The sequence below is a fragment of the Hirschia sp. genome, assembly GCF_058892565.1.
On sequence record NZ_JBZXVU010000025.1, the window covers coordinates 13,308 to 29,097 of the forward strand.

At 43.9% G+C, this 15,790-nt stretch carries 12 protein-coding genes; 4 read left to right on the forward strand and 8 right to left on the reverse strand.

Annotation, left to right across the window (positions count from 1 at the left end):
• Window positions 1-6 precede the first annotated feature (6 nt).
• Both AC5EF3_RS10390 and AC5EF3_RS10395 read right to left on the reverse strand, forming a co-directional pair.
• A complete protein-coding gene (locus tag AC5EF3_RS10390) occupies window positions 7-924 on the reverse strand; it encodes a class I SAM-dependent methyltransferase (protein ID WP_493548005.1) in 918 nt (305 codons plus the stop codon).
• Window positions 905-1,732 (reverse strand): TrmH family RNA methyltransferase, encoded by an 828-nt coding sequence (locus AC5EF3_RS10395; protein WP_493548006.1) that lies wholly within the window; start codon window positions 1,730-1,732, stop codon window positions 905-907. The genes AC5EF3_RS10390 and AC5EF3_RS10395 overlap by 20 nt, the downstream gene beginning before the upstream one ends.
• A 157-nt stretch (window positions 1,733-1,889) precedes the next feature.
• Between AC5EF3_RS10395 and AC5EF3_RS10400 the strand changes: the two genes are divergently transcribed.
• Complete coding sequence (locus AC5EF3_RS10400) at window positions 1,890-3,353, forward strand: OmpA family protein (protein ID WP_493548007.1); 1,464 nt, start codon at window positions 1,890-1,892, stop codon at window positions 3,351-3,353.
• A complete protein-coding gene (locus tag AC5EF3_RS10405; RefSeq protein ID WP_493548008.1) occupies window positions 3,353-5,923 on the forward strand; it encodes a helix-hairpin-helix domain-containing protein in 2,571 nt (856 codons plus the stop codon). Before AC5EF3_RS10400 ends, AC5EF3_RS10405 begins: the two co-directional genes overlap by 1 nt.
• A gap of 50 nt (window positions 5,924-5,973) precedes the next feature.
• On the opposite strand, the gene meaB is transcribed toward AC5EF3_RS10405, so the two are convergent.
• The 6 genes from meaB to AC5EF3_RS10435 form a co-directional block, all read right to left on the reverse strand.
• Window positions 5,974-6,939, reverse strand: a complete 966-nt coding sequence (meaB, locus tag AC5EF3_RS10410; RefSeq protein WP_493548009.1) for a methylmalonyl Co-A mutase-associated GTPase MeaB — start codon at window positions 6,937-6,939, stop codon at window positions 5,974-5,976.
• A gap of 2 nt (window positions 6,940-6,941) precedes the next feature.
• Window positions 6,942-7,460 (reverse strand): CC0125/CC1285 family lipoprotein, encoded by a 519-nt coding sequence (locus AC5EF3_RS10415; RefSeq protein WP_149037389.1) that lies wholly within the window; start codon window positions 7,458-7,460, stop codon window positions 6,942-6,944.
• A 30-nt stretch (window positions 7,461-7,490) separates the two neighbouring features.
• Complete coding sequence (locus AC5EF3_RS10420) at window positions 7,491-7,817, reverse strand: hypothetical protein (protein WP_015827586.1); 327 nt, start codon at window positions 7,815-7,817, stop codon at window positions 7,491-7,493.
• 27 nt (window positions 7,818-7,844) lie between these two features.
• Window positions 7,845-10,034: a methylmalonyl-CoA mutase gene (gene scpA, locus AC5EF3_RS10425; protein ID WP_493548010.1), complete on the reverse strand. Its 2,190-nt coding sequence runs from the start codon at window positions 10,032-10,034 to the stop codon at window positions 7,845-7,847.
• Window positions 10,035-10,119: 85 nt separating this feature from the next.
• A complete protein-coding gene (locus AC5EF3_RS10430) occupies window positions 10,120-12,144 on the reverse strand; it encodes a methylmalonyl-CoA mutase family protein (protein ID WP_493548011.1) in 2,025 nt (674 codons plus the stop codon).
• Between the two features lie 115 nt (window positions 12,145-12,259).
• A complete protein-coding gene (locus AC5EF3_RS10435) occupies window positions 12,260-14,305 on the reverse strand; it encodes a lytic transglycosylase domain-containing protein (protein WP_493548012.1) in 2,046 nt (681 codons plus the stop codon).
• Window positions 14,306-14,419: 114 nt separating this feature from the next.
• On the opposite strand from AC5EF3_RS10435, the gene dapA reads away from it, so the two are divergent.
• Window positions 14,420-15,298, forward strand: coding sequence for a 4-hydroxy-tetrahydrodipicolinate synthase (dapA, locus tag AC5EF3_RS10440; protein WP_493548013.1), 879 nt, complete (start codon window positions 14,420-14,422; stop codon window positions 15,296-15,298).
• 9 nt (window positions 15,299-15,307) lie between these two features.
• On the forward strand, window positions 15,308-15,784 hold the full coding sequence (gene smpB, locus AC5EF3_RS10445; protein ID WP_015827581.1) for an SsrA-binding protein SmpB: 477 nt from the start codon (window positions 15,308-15,310) through the stop codon (window positions 15,782-15,784).
• Window positions 15,785-15,790 lie beyond the last annotated feature (6 nt).

Genomic DNA, 15,790 nt, shown 5'->3' on the forward strand with positions numbered 1-15,790 from the left:
GTTACTCTAAAGATCAGAAGACCAACGCGCATATACAGCTGTTGGTAGGTCAAAGCCCCTGCCTTCTTCTGGAAGCGACATTTCTCCCCATTCAAGTCCACCTCCTAAACCAGACAATTGTGATGCTAAAGCTTGACCTACGGCAATGTAGGAAAGCCTCACCGCATAAATTGTAAGAATAACGAAGAGCGGGTCGGGTGCTAAAACCGATCGGATAAGGCCAAGCAATTCATCCAAGCCTTCATCTAGTTGCCAAACTTCCTTTTTAGGGCCACGTCCATATTTAGGTGGGTCTAGAATGATGCCGTCATATGTGCGGCCTCGACGTTCTTCGCGTTTCAGAAATTTAAGAGCATCATCACATATCCATCGGATTGTTTTGTCATTTAGACCGGATAATTCTTGGTTTTCTTTCCCGTAGCCGATAGATTTTGGAGATGCGTCAAGATGAACGACTTCTGCGCCGGCTTGAGCGCATGCCAATGATGCCACACCCGTATATCCAAACAAGTTAAGTACACGAGTAGGACGGTTAGCATTGCGGATTTTTTCGACGGCCCAATTCCAGTGAACGGAATGCTCTGGAAATAGCCCCATATGTCTAAATGCAGCGCAACGTGCTTGTATTTGAAGACCTTTCCAATTCATTGGCCAACTTTCAGGTGGTTGCTTTCCCTTGAAAGACCATGCACCTTTGTCCTCATGGTCTCCACCGCGAAAAATGCCATCAGCTTCCCATTCGTCTATAGATCTTTGCGGAGGCCAAAGCGCTTGTGAATCGGGACGATCAAAGGTGTAGTTTCCAAATTTCTCGAGTTTTCTGCCATGACCACAATCTAGAAGTTTATAATCTTTCCAGTCGGAAGCACTAAGAAGTTTGAATTTACCATTAGGGGCTGTTTTATTATTGGTTGGCTCCGTCATATCCAGATCCTTTCCACACTTCATAGGTCATAATTGCAGTCGCTTGCGCGAGGTTCAAACTATCCGCTGCTCCTGCCATAGGTATTTTGATGAGAATATCGCAAGCGTTCTCGGCTGCTTCAGGAATGCCCGATTGTTCATTTCCCATCAGAATAACGGACTTGCTCGAATATTCAGCTTGGTCATGGCGCATTGTACCGTTCACTGATGCTGCTGCCATTTTTATGTGAGCTTTTCGGCGCCAATTATCAAATTCAGTGAAGCTCGCAAGAACAATATTGTTACTAAACAAAGCACCCATCGTTGCTCTAACACATTCAACGGAAAAAGGGTCGCAACATTGCTCCACAAGTATAACACCGTCGATACCTGCAGCATCTGCTGTGCGTAGGATCGTGCCCAAATTTCCTGGGTCGCGCGCCTCATACAGCGCGATAAAACGTTTTTTTCCTGATGTTTCTAGTGCTTCGAGCGTCGTCGTTTGTTGCTCAAATGCTGCAATAATTGTTTGAGGGTTGTCTTTGCGCGAAACAGCAGACAAAATTCTCGAGCTTGTTGTTAATGTTCGAGCACCAATTTCAGCACATTGGGAAATAACGTGCTGGATGTCTGGGCGATCAACCGTTTCCGAACCGACAAGCACGTATTTTGGTTTCCAACCAAATTTAAGTGCATCTACGATCAGTCGGGCACCTTCAGCAAGAAATAAACCGGTGTCGTTGCGGACTTTTTTCCTATCTAACCCTCTCAATAGCTTGATTGTTGGGTTGGACGTACTTGTAATATGCTCGTAAGGCGCGTGCGCCATCGATTTAACTCTCCTTCAGGATGAAAAACCTTCTAAAATTCGGTGAGTTAGAAGATAACATCTAGTTTGGTCGTGTAAATTTAGAAGTGTGTTGAACACAAATTTGCCGATAGTGCCATATTTTTATATTTTCAATCCTAAAAGAGGAGGGTCTGACATGAAAAAACGCGACTGGTGTAAACCTCTTCTCTGGGTAGGTTTAGCACTTCTCACCTTCGCTGTTTTGGGTGCCCTAAATTTTGGTGATAAGTCTCCCAAAAAACTTGAAGAAAAATTACTTAGAGCAGCAGAGTTAAATTTAGAAACCAATGGAATTGAATGGGCCACGATTACAGCGAGCGGACAGGTTCTGTCCATTTCAGGAATTGCTCCGTCTGTGGAAGAAAAATCATCTGCTCTGAATGTTGTTAGATCGAGCACCGCTCAAGGTGGATTAATTTTGGGCGGAGTGACACGCATTGTCGATAATGCGACGATAGGTGAACTTATAAGTCCATTTGTTTTGGCTGCTTCCGTGGAAGACAATGCACTTACGCTAAGTGGTCATGCGCCATCAACAGAAGCCATTGAGGAAATCATTGATAGTGCTTCGCAGCGATCATGGCAAAACATATCAAACACATTAAGTGTGGGTGTTGGTGTCGATGATGAACGAAAATGGATTGATATGGTCAAACTAGGCTTGGCCCAATTAGATGGTCTGGAGCCGGGTAAAGTTGTTCTTTCAAATTCTCACATGGATATTAGCGGTGCAGCGTCCAGCAATGATAAAGTTGATCAAATTTCATCTATTGTATCAAATCTGTCCTCTCCATTTAGCGCTACATCCAGTGTAACCGGCCCTTACCTATGGTTTGCAGAAAAGACAGCCAATCAAATCCGTTTATCAGGGTTGGCTCCCGACTTAGAATCTAAACGTGCGATTGTTTCTGCGGTTAGCGAAAATTTCGATGGTCCAATAATAGATGAAATGGGAATTGGCGGAGAATATGGTTGGGTACGAACAATATTGAAAGCGCTCCCCCAGTTTACGCGCTTTAATAGCGGAATACTTTCCTATTCGAACGGCACTATTTTTGTAAAAGGCAACTCATCCGATAGCGTCTATTCCTTTTTAACTGATGATTTGGGGAATATCGGGGAGGCATTAGGCGTTCAATATGATGTTGATGTTGCTGAAGCTGACCTTGGCGAATTAGATGAATTAAATGGTTTGGAATTGCGTCAGAACGGAAATAATTTGTCGGATGTTTGTCAGGACGCATTTGCATTAATTATGGACGCAAATAGAATTTACTTTGAAACCGGACAAGCTACCATCTCAAGAGAGAGTGGTGACACTTTGGACAAACTCATTGCTGTAGCTAGGCGTTGTAACAATGTTGCTATCCGTGTTGAAGGCCATACTGATAATGTAGGTGGTCGTGAAGCGAATGTTAGATTGAGTGACAAACGCGCCCAAGCAGTTGCGGATTACCTTATCGGTCGTGGTTATCCAGATTATCGCTTATCTGCGATCGGTTATGGATCAGATAAACCCGCCGCAAATAATGAAACTCCGGAGGGGCGTGCTAGAAATCGCCGTATCGAGTTTATCGTAACAAGTGAGGAAAACCCTTAATGATCTGGCTAGTTACACAAATATTGGGTTGGATATTCCTAGGTGCGCTTGCAGGTGGACTTATTGGTTGGGCACTGCATTGTCGTAAATGTGCTCATGAAACCGAAGGATTGCGCAAAAGCTTAGAGAAGGCTTATGCGAATAATTATGTTGAACCAGAAGAACTGAAAGTATCGGGTGGCATTGGGCATATACCGCCAAATGCAAAGTCATATGTGTCGGTCGCTGATGAGCGATATACTGATTTATTGACTCAGCTTTCAGCTGAGAAGGAAGAAGTTGCTGGTTTGAAAGCGAGGCTTTCGCTTGTTGGTGCAACCGGTAAACAGAGTTTTAGCCATAATTATACAGGTATGACTGCTTTTTCAGGAAGTCAGGATATTGCAGATAAAGATGGCGAAATAAAATGGCGTAATCGATATCTTGAAAGCCGTGTACGTTTTCTTGAAAGTAAAGTGTCAGACTTAGAAATCACTGCATCCAATAGTGTTCTAGATTTAGAAGACGCCAACGCAAAACCTGTCCCGTCTGTGTCTGATTTGTTGATGGATGTTGAAGATCTTCCTCTCGATGTTTTAGCGGAAGAAAGTCTGACGTCTAATGTAAATTCGGTATCTGATGCGCCTACATCTATTGCCTCCGCAGAGGGGTTAAAGCGTAGCGAAATTTTTGCCAACAAAGACTTATCTGCAAACCATACATTGCTTAATGGTGTAAGTTCTTCTGAGGAGAGTGAAGCAATCGCTGAATATAAATCTGGATTGAGCGTTCAAGAACATGAGAAGGTCGCCAAGCATAGTGAAGAATTATCACTCGTTGAAGTCCAGTCTTTAATATGGCGGAACCGTTATTTGGAAGGCCGTGTTCAGTATTTAGAAGAAGACAAAAACGCTGTACAAGATGACAACTCCAGTTCGATGCTTACGAACGATATGGAGAACATTGATCCGATCTCACCGTTTATTGAATCATTGGACGGTGAGTCTGAGGTCGTGAGTAATAATCTTGAGATTCATAATGATGAAGATATTGAACGATTAAGGTGGAGAACTCGATATCTAGAAGGACGGATCCGTTTTCTAGAGGAAGAAGCTGCTGACGCAGCTCTTGCGTTTGAGAAATCTAAAATTCATGAGTCACTGCAGCATTTTGACCCCATTCTTGAAAAAGAACGTACAAAAAAAGAGCGGGTTGATTGGAGAAATCAGTATTTAGAAGAAAAACTCGAAATACTCAGCGCTGCTCAAGTGAGCGAGAGCAGCGAGAAGCCATCTGCTGCTATACCGATAAAGGAAACCGAAGGGTTTGCTTTAAAGCATCGTGCAAAATGGCGTGAAATGTATCTTGAGGAAAGAATTAGCTATGCTCAAGAAAAACTAGCAGAAGAGAAATTGAAACAGCCTAAAGTTCGGGAATTGGTTACAGATTTGGGAATGGATCGGTTGCGCTGGCGATCAAGCTATCTAGAAACGCGCTTGGAAAATAGCAGTAAAAACTCTCAGCCATCAAAAGATGTTTCCGATACGAAAGTGGAGAGGATTGAGACAATCGTTGAAAAGACGGTTGTAAAGTCTGATGTTAAAGACCTAACAGAGTTAGCAAAACTTCGGTGGAGAGAGAGGTATCTCAAAGCATTGTTAGAAAGGCAGGTTGATAATCCTGTTCAATCAGACGAGATACAGGTTTCTGACGCTCCAGCCAACGAGTTTGAAGAAGCATATTTGAAAGAAATAGAAGCGGAGCTAAAACGCTTAGAATGGAGAAATCGTTTTCTTGGCGGTCGCGTGAAGTATCTTGAAGAGAACCTATCTCACTCGAATGCAGAACTAGAAACCGTCCGATCCAATGCATCTAGTAAACAAGTAGAAGATGTGTATGGAGATGAGAGCGATACTGCGCGATTAAAATGGCGCAATAGCTATCTTATGGGGCGAATTGGATATCTAGAAGACAATACATCAAGTGAGCCGCAATCCTTTGTAAAATCCGTGCAAACCGATAAAAAACCTGGAGATGAATTGGATAATCTTGAAGCATTATCTGAGCTCAAACAGAACCGGTCTGAAAGGCTTTCACAGGATTCATCTACGCAGAAAGAGTCTGATGCCGAGAAGCAAAACAAAAACTTCTCTGAATTTTCGGCTTCCTACAAAAATGAATCAAGCAATTCGCGAAAAGCGAAATCACGAACAGGCACAGGTAAAAATGATGCTCCAAAGCTAACTGCGGAAGCATTTCAAACGAGTTTTAAGTCGTCTGAATACTTCGTCGAAGGCGATCAAACTACCGGCAGACCAGCTTATTTGACGAAACCATTATTAGGTGAAGTTGATGATTTGCGTGAAATCGCAGGTGTCGGACCTAAAATTGAGCGCATTCTACATGATTTAGGTATTTATCATTTTTACCAAATTGCTGCGTGGACGCGCCGTGAGGTGGAATGGGTCGACAATTATTTGACCTTTAAAGGCCGGATTGATCGAGAAAATTGGATCGAGCAGTGTAAAATGCTTGCGCGAGGTGAGGCTACTGATGGGCAGCGAAAATATAGAGCTGGTAAACATATATAGATTTGTTTGAGTGCCTGCCAAAGCGCAATGACCATAGTTAGAAGATCAGCTTACTGTAAAAACGTTTTCAACAGTGTGTCGGATGCGAGACTGGCAGGCATTTCTCCAGCAGCGACTTTCTGTATTATCGATGACATTTCTGCATTAACGACAGGATGTTGTTTGAATGCGTGCATTAAACCATCATTGATAAGAGAATTCATCCATCTTAATTGTTGCTCAGATCGCTTTTTGTCATGCGATCCAGAGCGTTTAGTTACAATTTTATGATTTTCTATTGTTTCCCAGAGCGCTTTCAGTCCTGATCCAGTTTCTCCCGAAATGGTCGCCACTGGCGGCAACCAAGAAGGATCTGCTGGTGTCATTATGTGCAAAGCATTTTTATAGTGTCGGGCTGCTCTTATCGCTGCTTTTTCATCAATATCAGATTTGTTGACAGCAATAATATCAGCGACTTCTAATACACCTTTTTTTATACCCTGAAGTTCATCTCCTGCATTGGGCAACATTAGGACGAGAAAAACATCGACCATATCTGCTACAACCGTTTCAGATTGTCCAACCCCCACTGTTTCTACTAGGATTATGTCATATCCAGCAGCTTCACATAACAATAGAGTTTCTCGGGTTTTGCGAGCGACACCCCCTAGAGTTTCGCCCGCTGGCGAAGGGCGAATAAAGGCTGACGGATCAACTGACAATTTATCCATTCGAGTTTTATCACCCAGAATGGAACCTCCTGATCGTCTTGAGGTTGGGTCTACGGCCAGAACTGCAACTTTATGTCCAAGGCTGGTAAGGTGGGATCCAAAATTATCAATGAAAGTAGATTTTCCAACCCCCGGCACCCCTGTAATACCAATTCGACGTGCCTTACCTGTGCGATTCATAACGTCAGCTAGCAGGTTACGTGCTTGTTGTTGATGATCTTCTCTTTTTGATTCAACCCATGTTATCGCTCGTGCTAAACCAGCTCGAGAATAAAGGTCTTCTGGTGATATGTTTAAGCTTTTCAAAGTTAACGACCTGATTCGTCGATGTCTTGTACTGAATTTTCAAGAATGGATCTGGCATCATAGACTAGGTCTTCAGAATCTGTCGGAGACAATTCGTTTCCTGTAATGATCTCCAAACGGCTTTCAAATGACTTGCTTGGTGGCGTGAGATCAAAACCTATTCCAACACCTACACCGCTAAAGCCTCTGGAGCCGCCACCAGCTGACACACCAATTTGTGTGCCATTATTTTCTCTGCCACCAACTTGATAAGTTGATTTGGAAACCAGCCGAAACCAATCATGATTATTCTCAAGAGTAATTTCCGCTGCTCTTCTCAGCGCTAACTTCTCTACCGCTAGTGAGGGAGCGTCATTTGCGCCTGTAAACACGACGCTAAACCGATTTGATTCAATTTTTTGATCTTGGTACCCGATGCCATTTTTACTCATGGGTGCGTACACCGTAGAGGGAGAAGCACAAGCAACGAGAACACAGGCAAATATACAGGTCGTGATTATACGGGGCATAAATTTCTCCATTCTCAGGACGGTAAAAATGCCCCGATACGTCTATTTGTAGGTGTTAGGCTGAGGGTGTTCATCCATATAGATATGCGTCTCGTTCACTAACATATTGGCAGCATCAACGGTATCAGCTTGAGAAACAGATAGTTTTAAATCTTCTTCTTCAAGTTTCCACAAATGATCCGCGACTTCCGAAGGTTCTGCATCATTTAATAACAATCTAAGAATACCCGGAACAAGAGGATCATAAACATCAATTGATGTTGGGTCTTCATTGATATCCATTGGATCCCAATCCCTCCAAAGGACTTCACCTATGATCTGCGTGAGGCCTTTCAGCCAACGGTCCAGTTCCATATCTGCTTTAGGCATTGGGTCTCCGATTCTAGAAGTTCGTATTTAGGAGTTATGCTCCAATTGTGACCCTAGCTTGGCAATAAGTTCAATACATGATTCAGCAATTATTGTTCCTGGAGCGAAAATTGCTGCAGCACCAGCAGAATACAGCTCTTTATAATCTTGTGGAGGAACGACTCCGCCAACGACGATCATGATATCTTCACGTCCTTCATCAGTAAGTGCTTTTTTTAGTGCTGGTACGAGAGATAAATGTCCTGCAGCTAATGAAGATGCGGCGACAACATGAACATCGTTTTCTACGGCTTGTCTGGCAACTTCTTCGGGAGTTTGAAATAGGGGGCCAATATCAACATCCCAGCCTAGGTCCGCCATGCCTGAAGCAACAACTTTTTGACCGCGATCATGACCGTCTTGACCCATTTTGGCGATGAGTATTCGAGGACGCCGTCCTTCGTTTTCTTCAAATTTATTAGCGCTTTCAAGTGCTAAGTTTACACGATCAGATTTTGCTTTCATGCCAGCAGCATATACCCCCTGAATAGAATTGATAACTGCTTTGTGTCTGCCAACGACGTTTTCAATCGCTAATGAGATTTCGCCAACTGTGGCATTAGCACGGGCAGCATCCACTGCTAGCTCTAGCAAATTACCTTTACCAGATTTCATAGAGGCTGAAATTGCGGAAAGGGATTCTGCAACTTTTACATTGTCGCGATTGGCTTTTAGTTTTGTTAATTTTTCTAATTGTAGCTTGTAAACACTAGCATTATCGACTTTTAAAACAGGGACGTCTTCGGCTTCTTCAAGCTGATATTTATTGACTCCGATAACAGATTGGACACCAGAATCTATGCGTGCTTGTGTTCTTGCAGCGGATTCTTCTATTCGAATTTTGGGAAGACCCTTTTCGATGGCTTTAGCCATTCCACCCATTTCTTCAACTTCTTCAATATGTTGCCAAGCCTTTTCAGCGAGGTCGTGCGTTAGGCGTTCAACATAATATGACCCACCCCACATATCGATGGTTTGGCAGGTGCCAGCTTCTTGTTGAAGGAAAATTTGGGTGTTTCTAGCTATGCGGGCAGAAAAATCAGTGGGTAGAGCCAGTGCTTCATCTAGCGCGTTTGTGTGTAAGGATTGTGTCTGTCCGTTGACTGCAGCCATAGCTTCTAGGCAGGTTCGTATAACATTATTGTTCACATCTTGTGCAGTCAGTGACCATCCAGAGGTTTGTGAGTGTGCGCGTAGTGATAAAGATTTGGGGTTTTTAGGTGAAAATTTGTTGACGAGCTTGGACCATAAGAGTCGACCCGCCCGCATTTTTGCAACTTCCATATAATAATTCATACCTATCGCCCAGAAGAAGGACAAGCGAGGTGCGAAGGCATCAACATCTAGACCGGCTTCAATACCAGCTTTGATGTATTCAACTCCATCAGCAAGCGTATATGCCAATTCAAGGTCAGCGCTCGCTCCGGCTTCTTGCATGTGATATCCTGAGATAGATATCGAATTGTATTTCGGCATTTTCTGAGACGTGTATGCAAAAATGTCTGAGATGATGCGCATTGAAGGGCTTGGTGGATAAATATAAGTATTACGCACCATGAATTCTTTTAGAATATCATTTTGGATTGTTCCCGAAAGCTTCTCAGGCGGCACACCTTGTTCTTCGGCAGCGACGATAAAGAGCGCGAGAATAGGCAGCACCGCTCCATTCATCGTCATGGATACCGACATTTTGTCTAAGGGTATGCCATCAAACAATGTTCTCATGTCGAGGATTGAATCAATAGCAACACCGGCCATACCTACATCGCCCGATACACGCGGATGATCACTATCATATCCGCGGTGTGTGGCGAGGTCGAAAGCAACAGAAAGACCTTTTTGCCCTGCCGCTAAATTTCGGCGATAGAAAGCATTTGATTCTTCAGCAGTAGAAAACCCTGCATATTGACGAATGGTCCAAGGGCGTTGTGGATACATGGTCGGGTAGGGGCCACGGCCAAAAGGTGCAATTCCAGGCCAATCATCAAGAAAGTCTAGGTGTTGGGTGTCTTTTGCCGTGTAAAGTGATTTAACCTTTACGTCTTCTGGTGTTTCCCAAATTGCGTCAGCCCCATCACCAGCTGATCGTTTCCAGTTTTCAATCGTTTTATCGGTGACTTGCCCAGATTCTGGCTGATCCAAGTCTATCTTCGTAAAGTCTGGTGTAGAAATAGTCATTGTTCATCTCCAAAGGAGCGGCCTGAAATTGTTTGAGGTTTGTCCTTCATCAAATAAATTCGGCCTGTATCTGAGAATATTTAGATTAAAGAGCTAAGCCCAATTCAGAGTGAGCAAGCTCTAAGCTGGCAATGACATCAACACCGATGTGAATGAATTCATCTATGCCGGCTTCTTGCCATGCATCTCTGCTTTCCATGGGTGGTTTACCTGCGAGATATAATCGAGCGACGCCTGCTGCTCCGAGTTCTCTCGCTGTATCTGCCGCTTCTTGTAAATAGCGTTCATCGCTTCCACATAAGCATGCAAGGATACACCCAGATTTTTGAAATGCCTCTGCTAATTCTTCGGCTGTACCTGAATGATATTCGGCGACCAAGCCGCCAGCAGCAAAAAAGTTTGTCGCAAATGATGTGCGGGCTGTGTGTTCGGACAAAGGGCCAAGAGCGGCGAGAAACACTTTGGGTTTGATGTTGTTTTTAGCCTCAAATTTCTCAGCGTAATCTCTCAAGTTTTCAAAAGGTTTGGCAAGACGCATAGGCCAGAAAGGATTTGTTTCTAAAACATTTTCGTTCGAATACGTCAGATCTTTAAGCGTGAGGTTATTTTCACTTTCGGTTATAAGATCAGCCATCGAATAGGATTTTGGAGTTTTACCAGTCGGTTGGGCTGCTTGGGATATTGTTGTTTCTACATCTGGCGTAATATAGGTGGCGGCAGTTTCTTGTAGTTGAGGGTAGTCTGAAACGCCAGTTATCTGAACCTTTCGATGTGCGACATCGATAAGTCTGTTTGATCTGATTTTGTTGACTTGCGGTTGGAATTTTCCATCTAATATAGATGAGAGATAACCACCTGATTTTTCAATCGACTGGAAAATTCCCCACGCTTTCAGAGAAAGCTCATCGGAAATTGATGCAATGCTCCATGCTCCACCAGACGGATCCATGACTTTGCCCAAAAATGATTCTTCTTGTGCTATGATTTGGGTATTTCTAGCGATGCGCCGCGCCTGAGGTGAGGGAAGTCCCAAAGCATCCGTAAATGTTCTAATTGTGACAATGTCAGCGCCGCCAACACCAGCTGCGAAACAGGCTGCAGTATTTCTTAAAATGTTCACCCAAGGGTCTCGGGCGGTCAACATTCTGCGTGAGGAGACAGCTTGTAAGCTTATCGAGAATTCGTTTTCGGCCACACCAAATTCTTGTGCGACTTTTGCCCACATTCTACGCGCGGCACGGATTTTTGCGATTTCTATTAGATAGTCTGAGCCAACAGCTACAGTGAAGTTGATGCTTGAAATGGCGGTCACTGCATCAACACCCGATTCTACAAGTAATCTTACATATTGAGTCCCGCTAGCAATTAACGACGCTAATTCCTGCGCTTCTGAACCGCCTGCTTCATGCACAGGACGCCCGTCTACTCTTAGAAAAGTGGAGCATTTAAAATCTTCTGCCAAAGATTGAACGCAGTCAGTTAATTCCATTGTTAATTGCGCTAAATCGCCGTTCAAGTGACCTGAACGCGTCAGGCAACCAATTGGGTCATAGTTGAATGCAAGTTTTAATGAATTGGTATCGTCAGAATTTGCATGGGCAAATGCGGCGAGCATAGCTGCGGCAGCTTTACCGGATTCTATAGAAGCACCAGTGACTTCTAGTCCAATCGGTGCCCAATCGAGTTTCACGCCTTGAAGTGTTTTTTCAAAGTCAGATAGCGTTCTGATACATACACCACGCTCTCCTTCTTCGTCTATGCGAAGTTCAATAGAGCTAACGCCATGTTCAAGGTCGGCTAAAATGGATTGATTGGCATCAGCAGGAGAAGGATAGGAAATAATCTGACGAATGTCCCAAGGCAAAAATGGGTCTGAGGATGGTTTGCCGCCTCTGATAAAGGGGTATTGCCCTGGAAGCCCGGTCTTATCAGTTGAGGATTGCCAGTCCGTATCTCTATAAAGCGCTTTGATCGTTAAATCGTCATAGGTGCTAGTCCCTAAAGTATCGACGCTTCTGCCTTTTAAGGCCTTATCCAATAGTGCGAGCCATTCAGACTCATTTGTTCTGCCAAACTCGGATGAGAGTTGAAAAGTGTTAGTATCTGCCATCCCGCGATTTCCCGAATTTTGTTTATTTTTGTTGCACTACAGCATAAATCATATCGACCCGCTAGGGGCGTGACATTCAGTCACTATATCGTTGAGCGAACATAAAACAGGAATTCTAGTTGGCGATACCCCCTCTAGCTAGGTCGTTGATTAGACTTATGTCGGTAGGGTTGCCACTCAATCTGTGACGATAGACTTGTGTGTTTTCCAATATTCGTTGCACATAATTTCTAGTTTCAGAAAAAGGGATGCTTTCGATAAAATCTATTGGGTCAATTTCGTCTTTCCTCGGGTCACCATATTCTTCAATCCAGCGTTTGGGGCGGCTTGGTCCAGCATTATAAGCTGCTAATGCTAGAATATAGGATCCATTGAAATCCTCAATTAAATCATCAAGGTAACTTCTACCGACCTTCAAATTGTAAATTGGGTCATCAGTTAGCCAGCTTTGGCGGAATGGCAGGCCGATACTTCTGGCTGTTTGACGCCCTGTTGCTGGCAGGAGTTGCATCATTCCTCTCGCATTCGCATGGCTGATAGCAGTTGGTGTTAACTCACTTTCTTGCCGAGACAATGCCATCACTAAAGCTGGTTCTGCTATGCCTGAGCCTGGGCTATCTGGGAGACTGATAACAGGAAAAGCCGCATTAGGAGCGATATGTCCATTTGCTAAACCAGCTTTACCATTTCTAATTCCAGCTCTTGGTTCGAGATAATGCACTGCAAGGTCTGATAACATCTCATGTTCTTGAGGTGTGGTGAGGGTATCGTCTACGAAAAAAGAAAAACGCTCAAATGATTGAAGTCGTCCCGACTCAGCCATTAACATTGCGGCTTTGATGACGGGCTTAGACTCAAATAATGTTCTTTGTTCAGTTGTTGCAGGTTCTGGCAAGGCTAGCGTTAACTGGGCGTCACTTTTTCCGGCGTCCTTTAGCCTTTGAGCTGCCATCTGACCATAAAACACAAAATTATAGTGGGCAGCTTGCTCATAACTTTGGATTGCCTCAGTTGTCTTATTTTGAGCGGTCAAAGCTTCGCCTCGCCAAAATAAACCTCGCGCCAAACTAATAGGAGAACCGACCCCTTTTGAGAGGGTGTCGAAATGTTCGTATGCGACTTCGGGCTTATTTAGGTATTTTAAGGCGACCCAGCCGGCATTAAATTCAGCTTCGGCGAAGCCTGTGCCTTCTGCCAAGCCGTGATGAGCGGCCATTTTATAAGCCTCATCCCAACGTTTTTCTTTGATCAGTGTCCTCAGAAGGAGGCGGCGTTCATACCATATCTTTTCTCGACCAGTTATTGAGGTGAGGAATGGGTCAATTTCTAGTATGGCTTCTATTGCGCCATCATAATTGTTTAAGCGCTTACGTCTCCATCTTGCGCGTTCATATAAGAGGCCAGGATCAGATTGATTGTTCTTTGGTACGGCGTTGATGAGGGAATCGACACCGCGAAGTCCCTCCATTAATCCAATTCTTGCCTGAATTAGTTTTTTTTCCGAAGATGAAAGTCTATTGATAAGGTTTTTCGCACTACTGCGTTGATTGCCCCACAAAAGCATATCGACACGTTTTGAGTGGTCTTCTTGTGTTAGGTCTTTGCCAAACTCTAACAAGATTTGACGTTCATCTGAACGCGAAAGTGAATGATGCCACCAGATATTTTTTATAGTGGCTAAAGCTTGTTTTGAGTTCGATTTTCGTTTGAGAAGGCGTGCATAGGTTAGCTTTCCTGTGCCGGTGACAGGAGGGTGAAGTTTGAACCATGCTGACAATTGTGTGTCACTAAAACCGGAATAACTTAGAATGCTTTCGGCCTGTTTTTTCATTTCAATCGTTTTGGGCCAGTCGGATAAGCGTTCTAATGCCAATTCAAGTTCGTCAAATGTCGGGTTTGCAGAGGAATTTGTCGTTAATTTCCATAACAGCAAATCACTTACAGTTAGGTCGGTAGTTTTTTTCTTGATATTTCTGACAATTGTCCAATTGCCTAAATCAGCTGCATCTAGGGCTTCTGTCAGGTCTTTGTAGACATTTTTCTCTACTATTTTGGAGCGAATTTCTTCCACAGGTTTTAGAGATGGAGCAGAAGGAATCGCATTTGCCATCGACGTGCCGACGGAAAATAGAATAAGAGCGAGGCAAAGAATTCGTTTCATGACTTGCAAAACCTGATTGTGGCGCGAATAACCACCTTAGTAATCGATAAACGTGAACGGTCAGTGAGCGTTTTAAATAAATATCTAAAATGTCTACTCGTATTGGAGGACACCATGTTTAAAGGGTCAATCCCAGCTCTTATTACACCTTTTCGCAATGGGAAGGTTGATGAACAAGCTTTTGAAAAATTGGTGATTCGACAAATCGACGCTGGAAGCCATGCCGTTGTACCGTGTGGAACAACTGGGGAAAGTGCGACTTTATCACATGACGAGCATCGTCGCGTCGTAGAATTATGTGTAGAAATTGTAGCAGGTCGAATTCCTGTCATAGCTGGTGCTGGCTCCAATTCAACGCAAGAAGCAATAGGTCTTGTTGCTCATGCGAAAGCTGTTGGCGCACATGCTGCGCTAACAGTGTGTCCATATTATAACCGACCATCACAACCAGGGTTGCGCGCTCATTTTTTAGCAATTGCTGATGCAGTTGAGCTTCCATTAGTCCTTTATAATGTTCCTGCGCGAACAGTGTCTGATTTGGAACCTGAAACTTTAGGTGAGTTATCTAAGCATCCCAATATTGTTGCATTAAAAGATGCCACAGGGGATTTGGGGCGTGTGGCGTGGCATGCGAATGTGTGTGAAGATGAATTTATTCTGTTAAGTGGAGATGACCCCAGCGCAATCGGTTTTAATGCGCTGGGCGGAGTTGGATGTATTTCGGTAACCGCCAACCTAGCACCCAAAGCATGTGCTGATTTGCAAAATGCAATAATGGCGGGAGATTATATAAAAGCACGTGAAATTAACGCAACGCTACAAAAATTACATCGTGCGATGTTCTTTGAACCAAGTCCTGCCCCTGTTAAATTTGCAATGGCTGAACTAGGTTTGTGTGATCCAGAAGTTAGAAGTCCTATTCTTGAAATTCAATCAGAACAGGTGAAGGAAGATATAAGGTCAGCCATGCGTGAAGCTGGTCTACTGTCCTAGAAGGTTATAATGGCAAAAAAGAAAAAACAGGATGGGGGCGGTCTGGTTGCAGAAAACCGTCAGTCTCGCCGAAATTATGAAGTTGTTGATACATTAGAAGCCGGCATTGCATTGGTTGGGACGGAAGTGAAATCCCTCCGTTTGGGGCGGGCAAATATATCGGAGAGTTATGCGAGGGATGAACAGGGCGAACTGGTATTGGTGAACGCGACGATTCCAATTTACCCACCTGCTTCGCGTTTCAATCACGAGCCGCTTCGTATGCGGAAGCTGTTGCTGAAAAAGAAAGAACTTGCGAAGTTGATGCAAGGGATAACAAGAGACGGTATGACAATCGTCCCTCTGAAATTGTATTTCAATGAACGCGGTATCGCAAAGCTATTATTGGGGTTGGCCAAGGGGCGCAAAAATCATGATAAACGCGATGTGGAGAAAAAGCGTGATTGGGATAAACAAAAGGCGCGATTGATGAGGGCGAAAGGCTAAATTCCT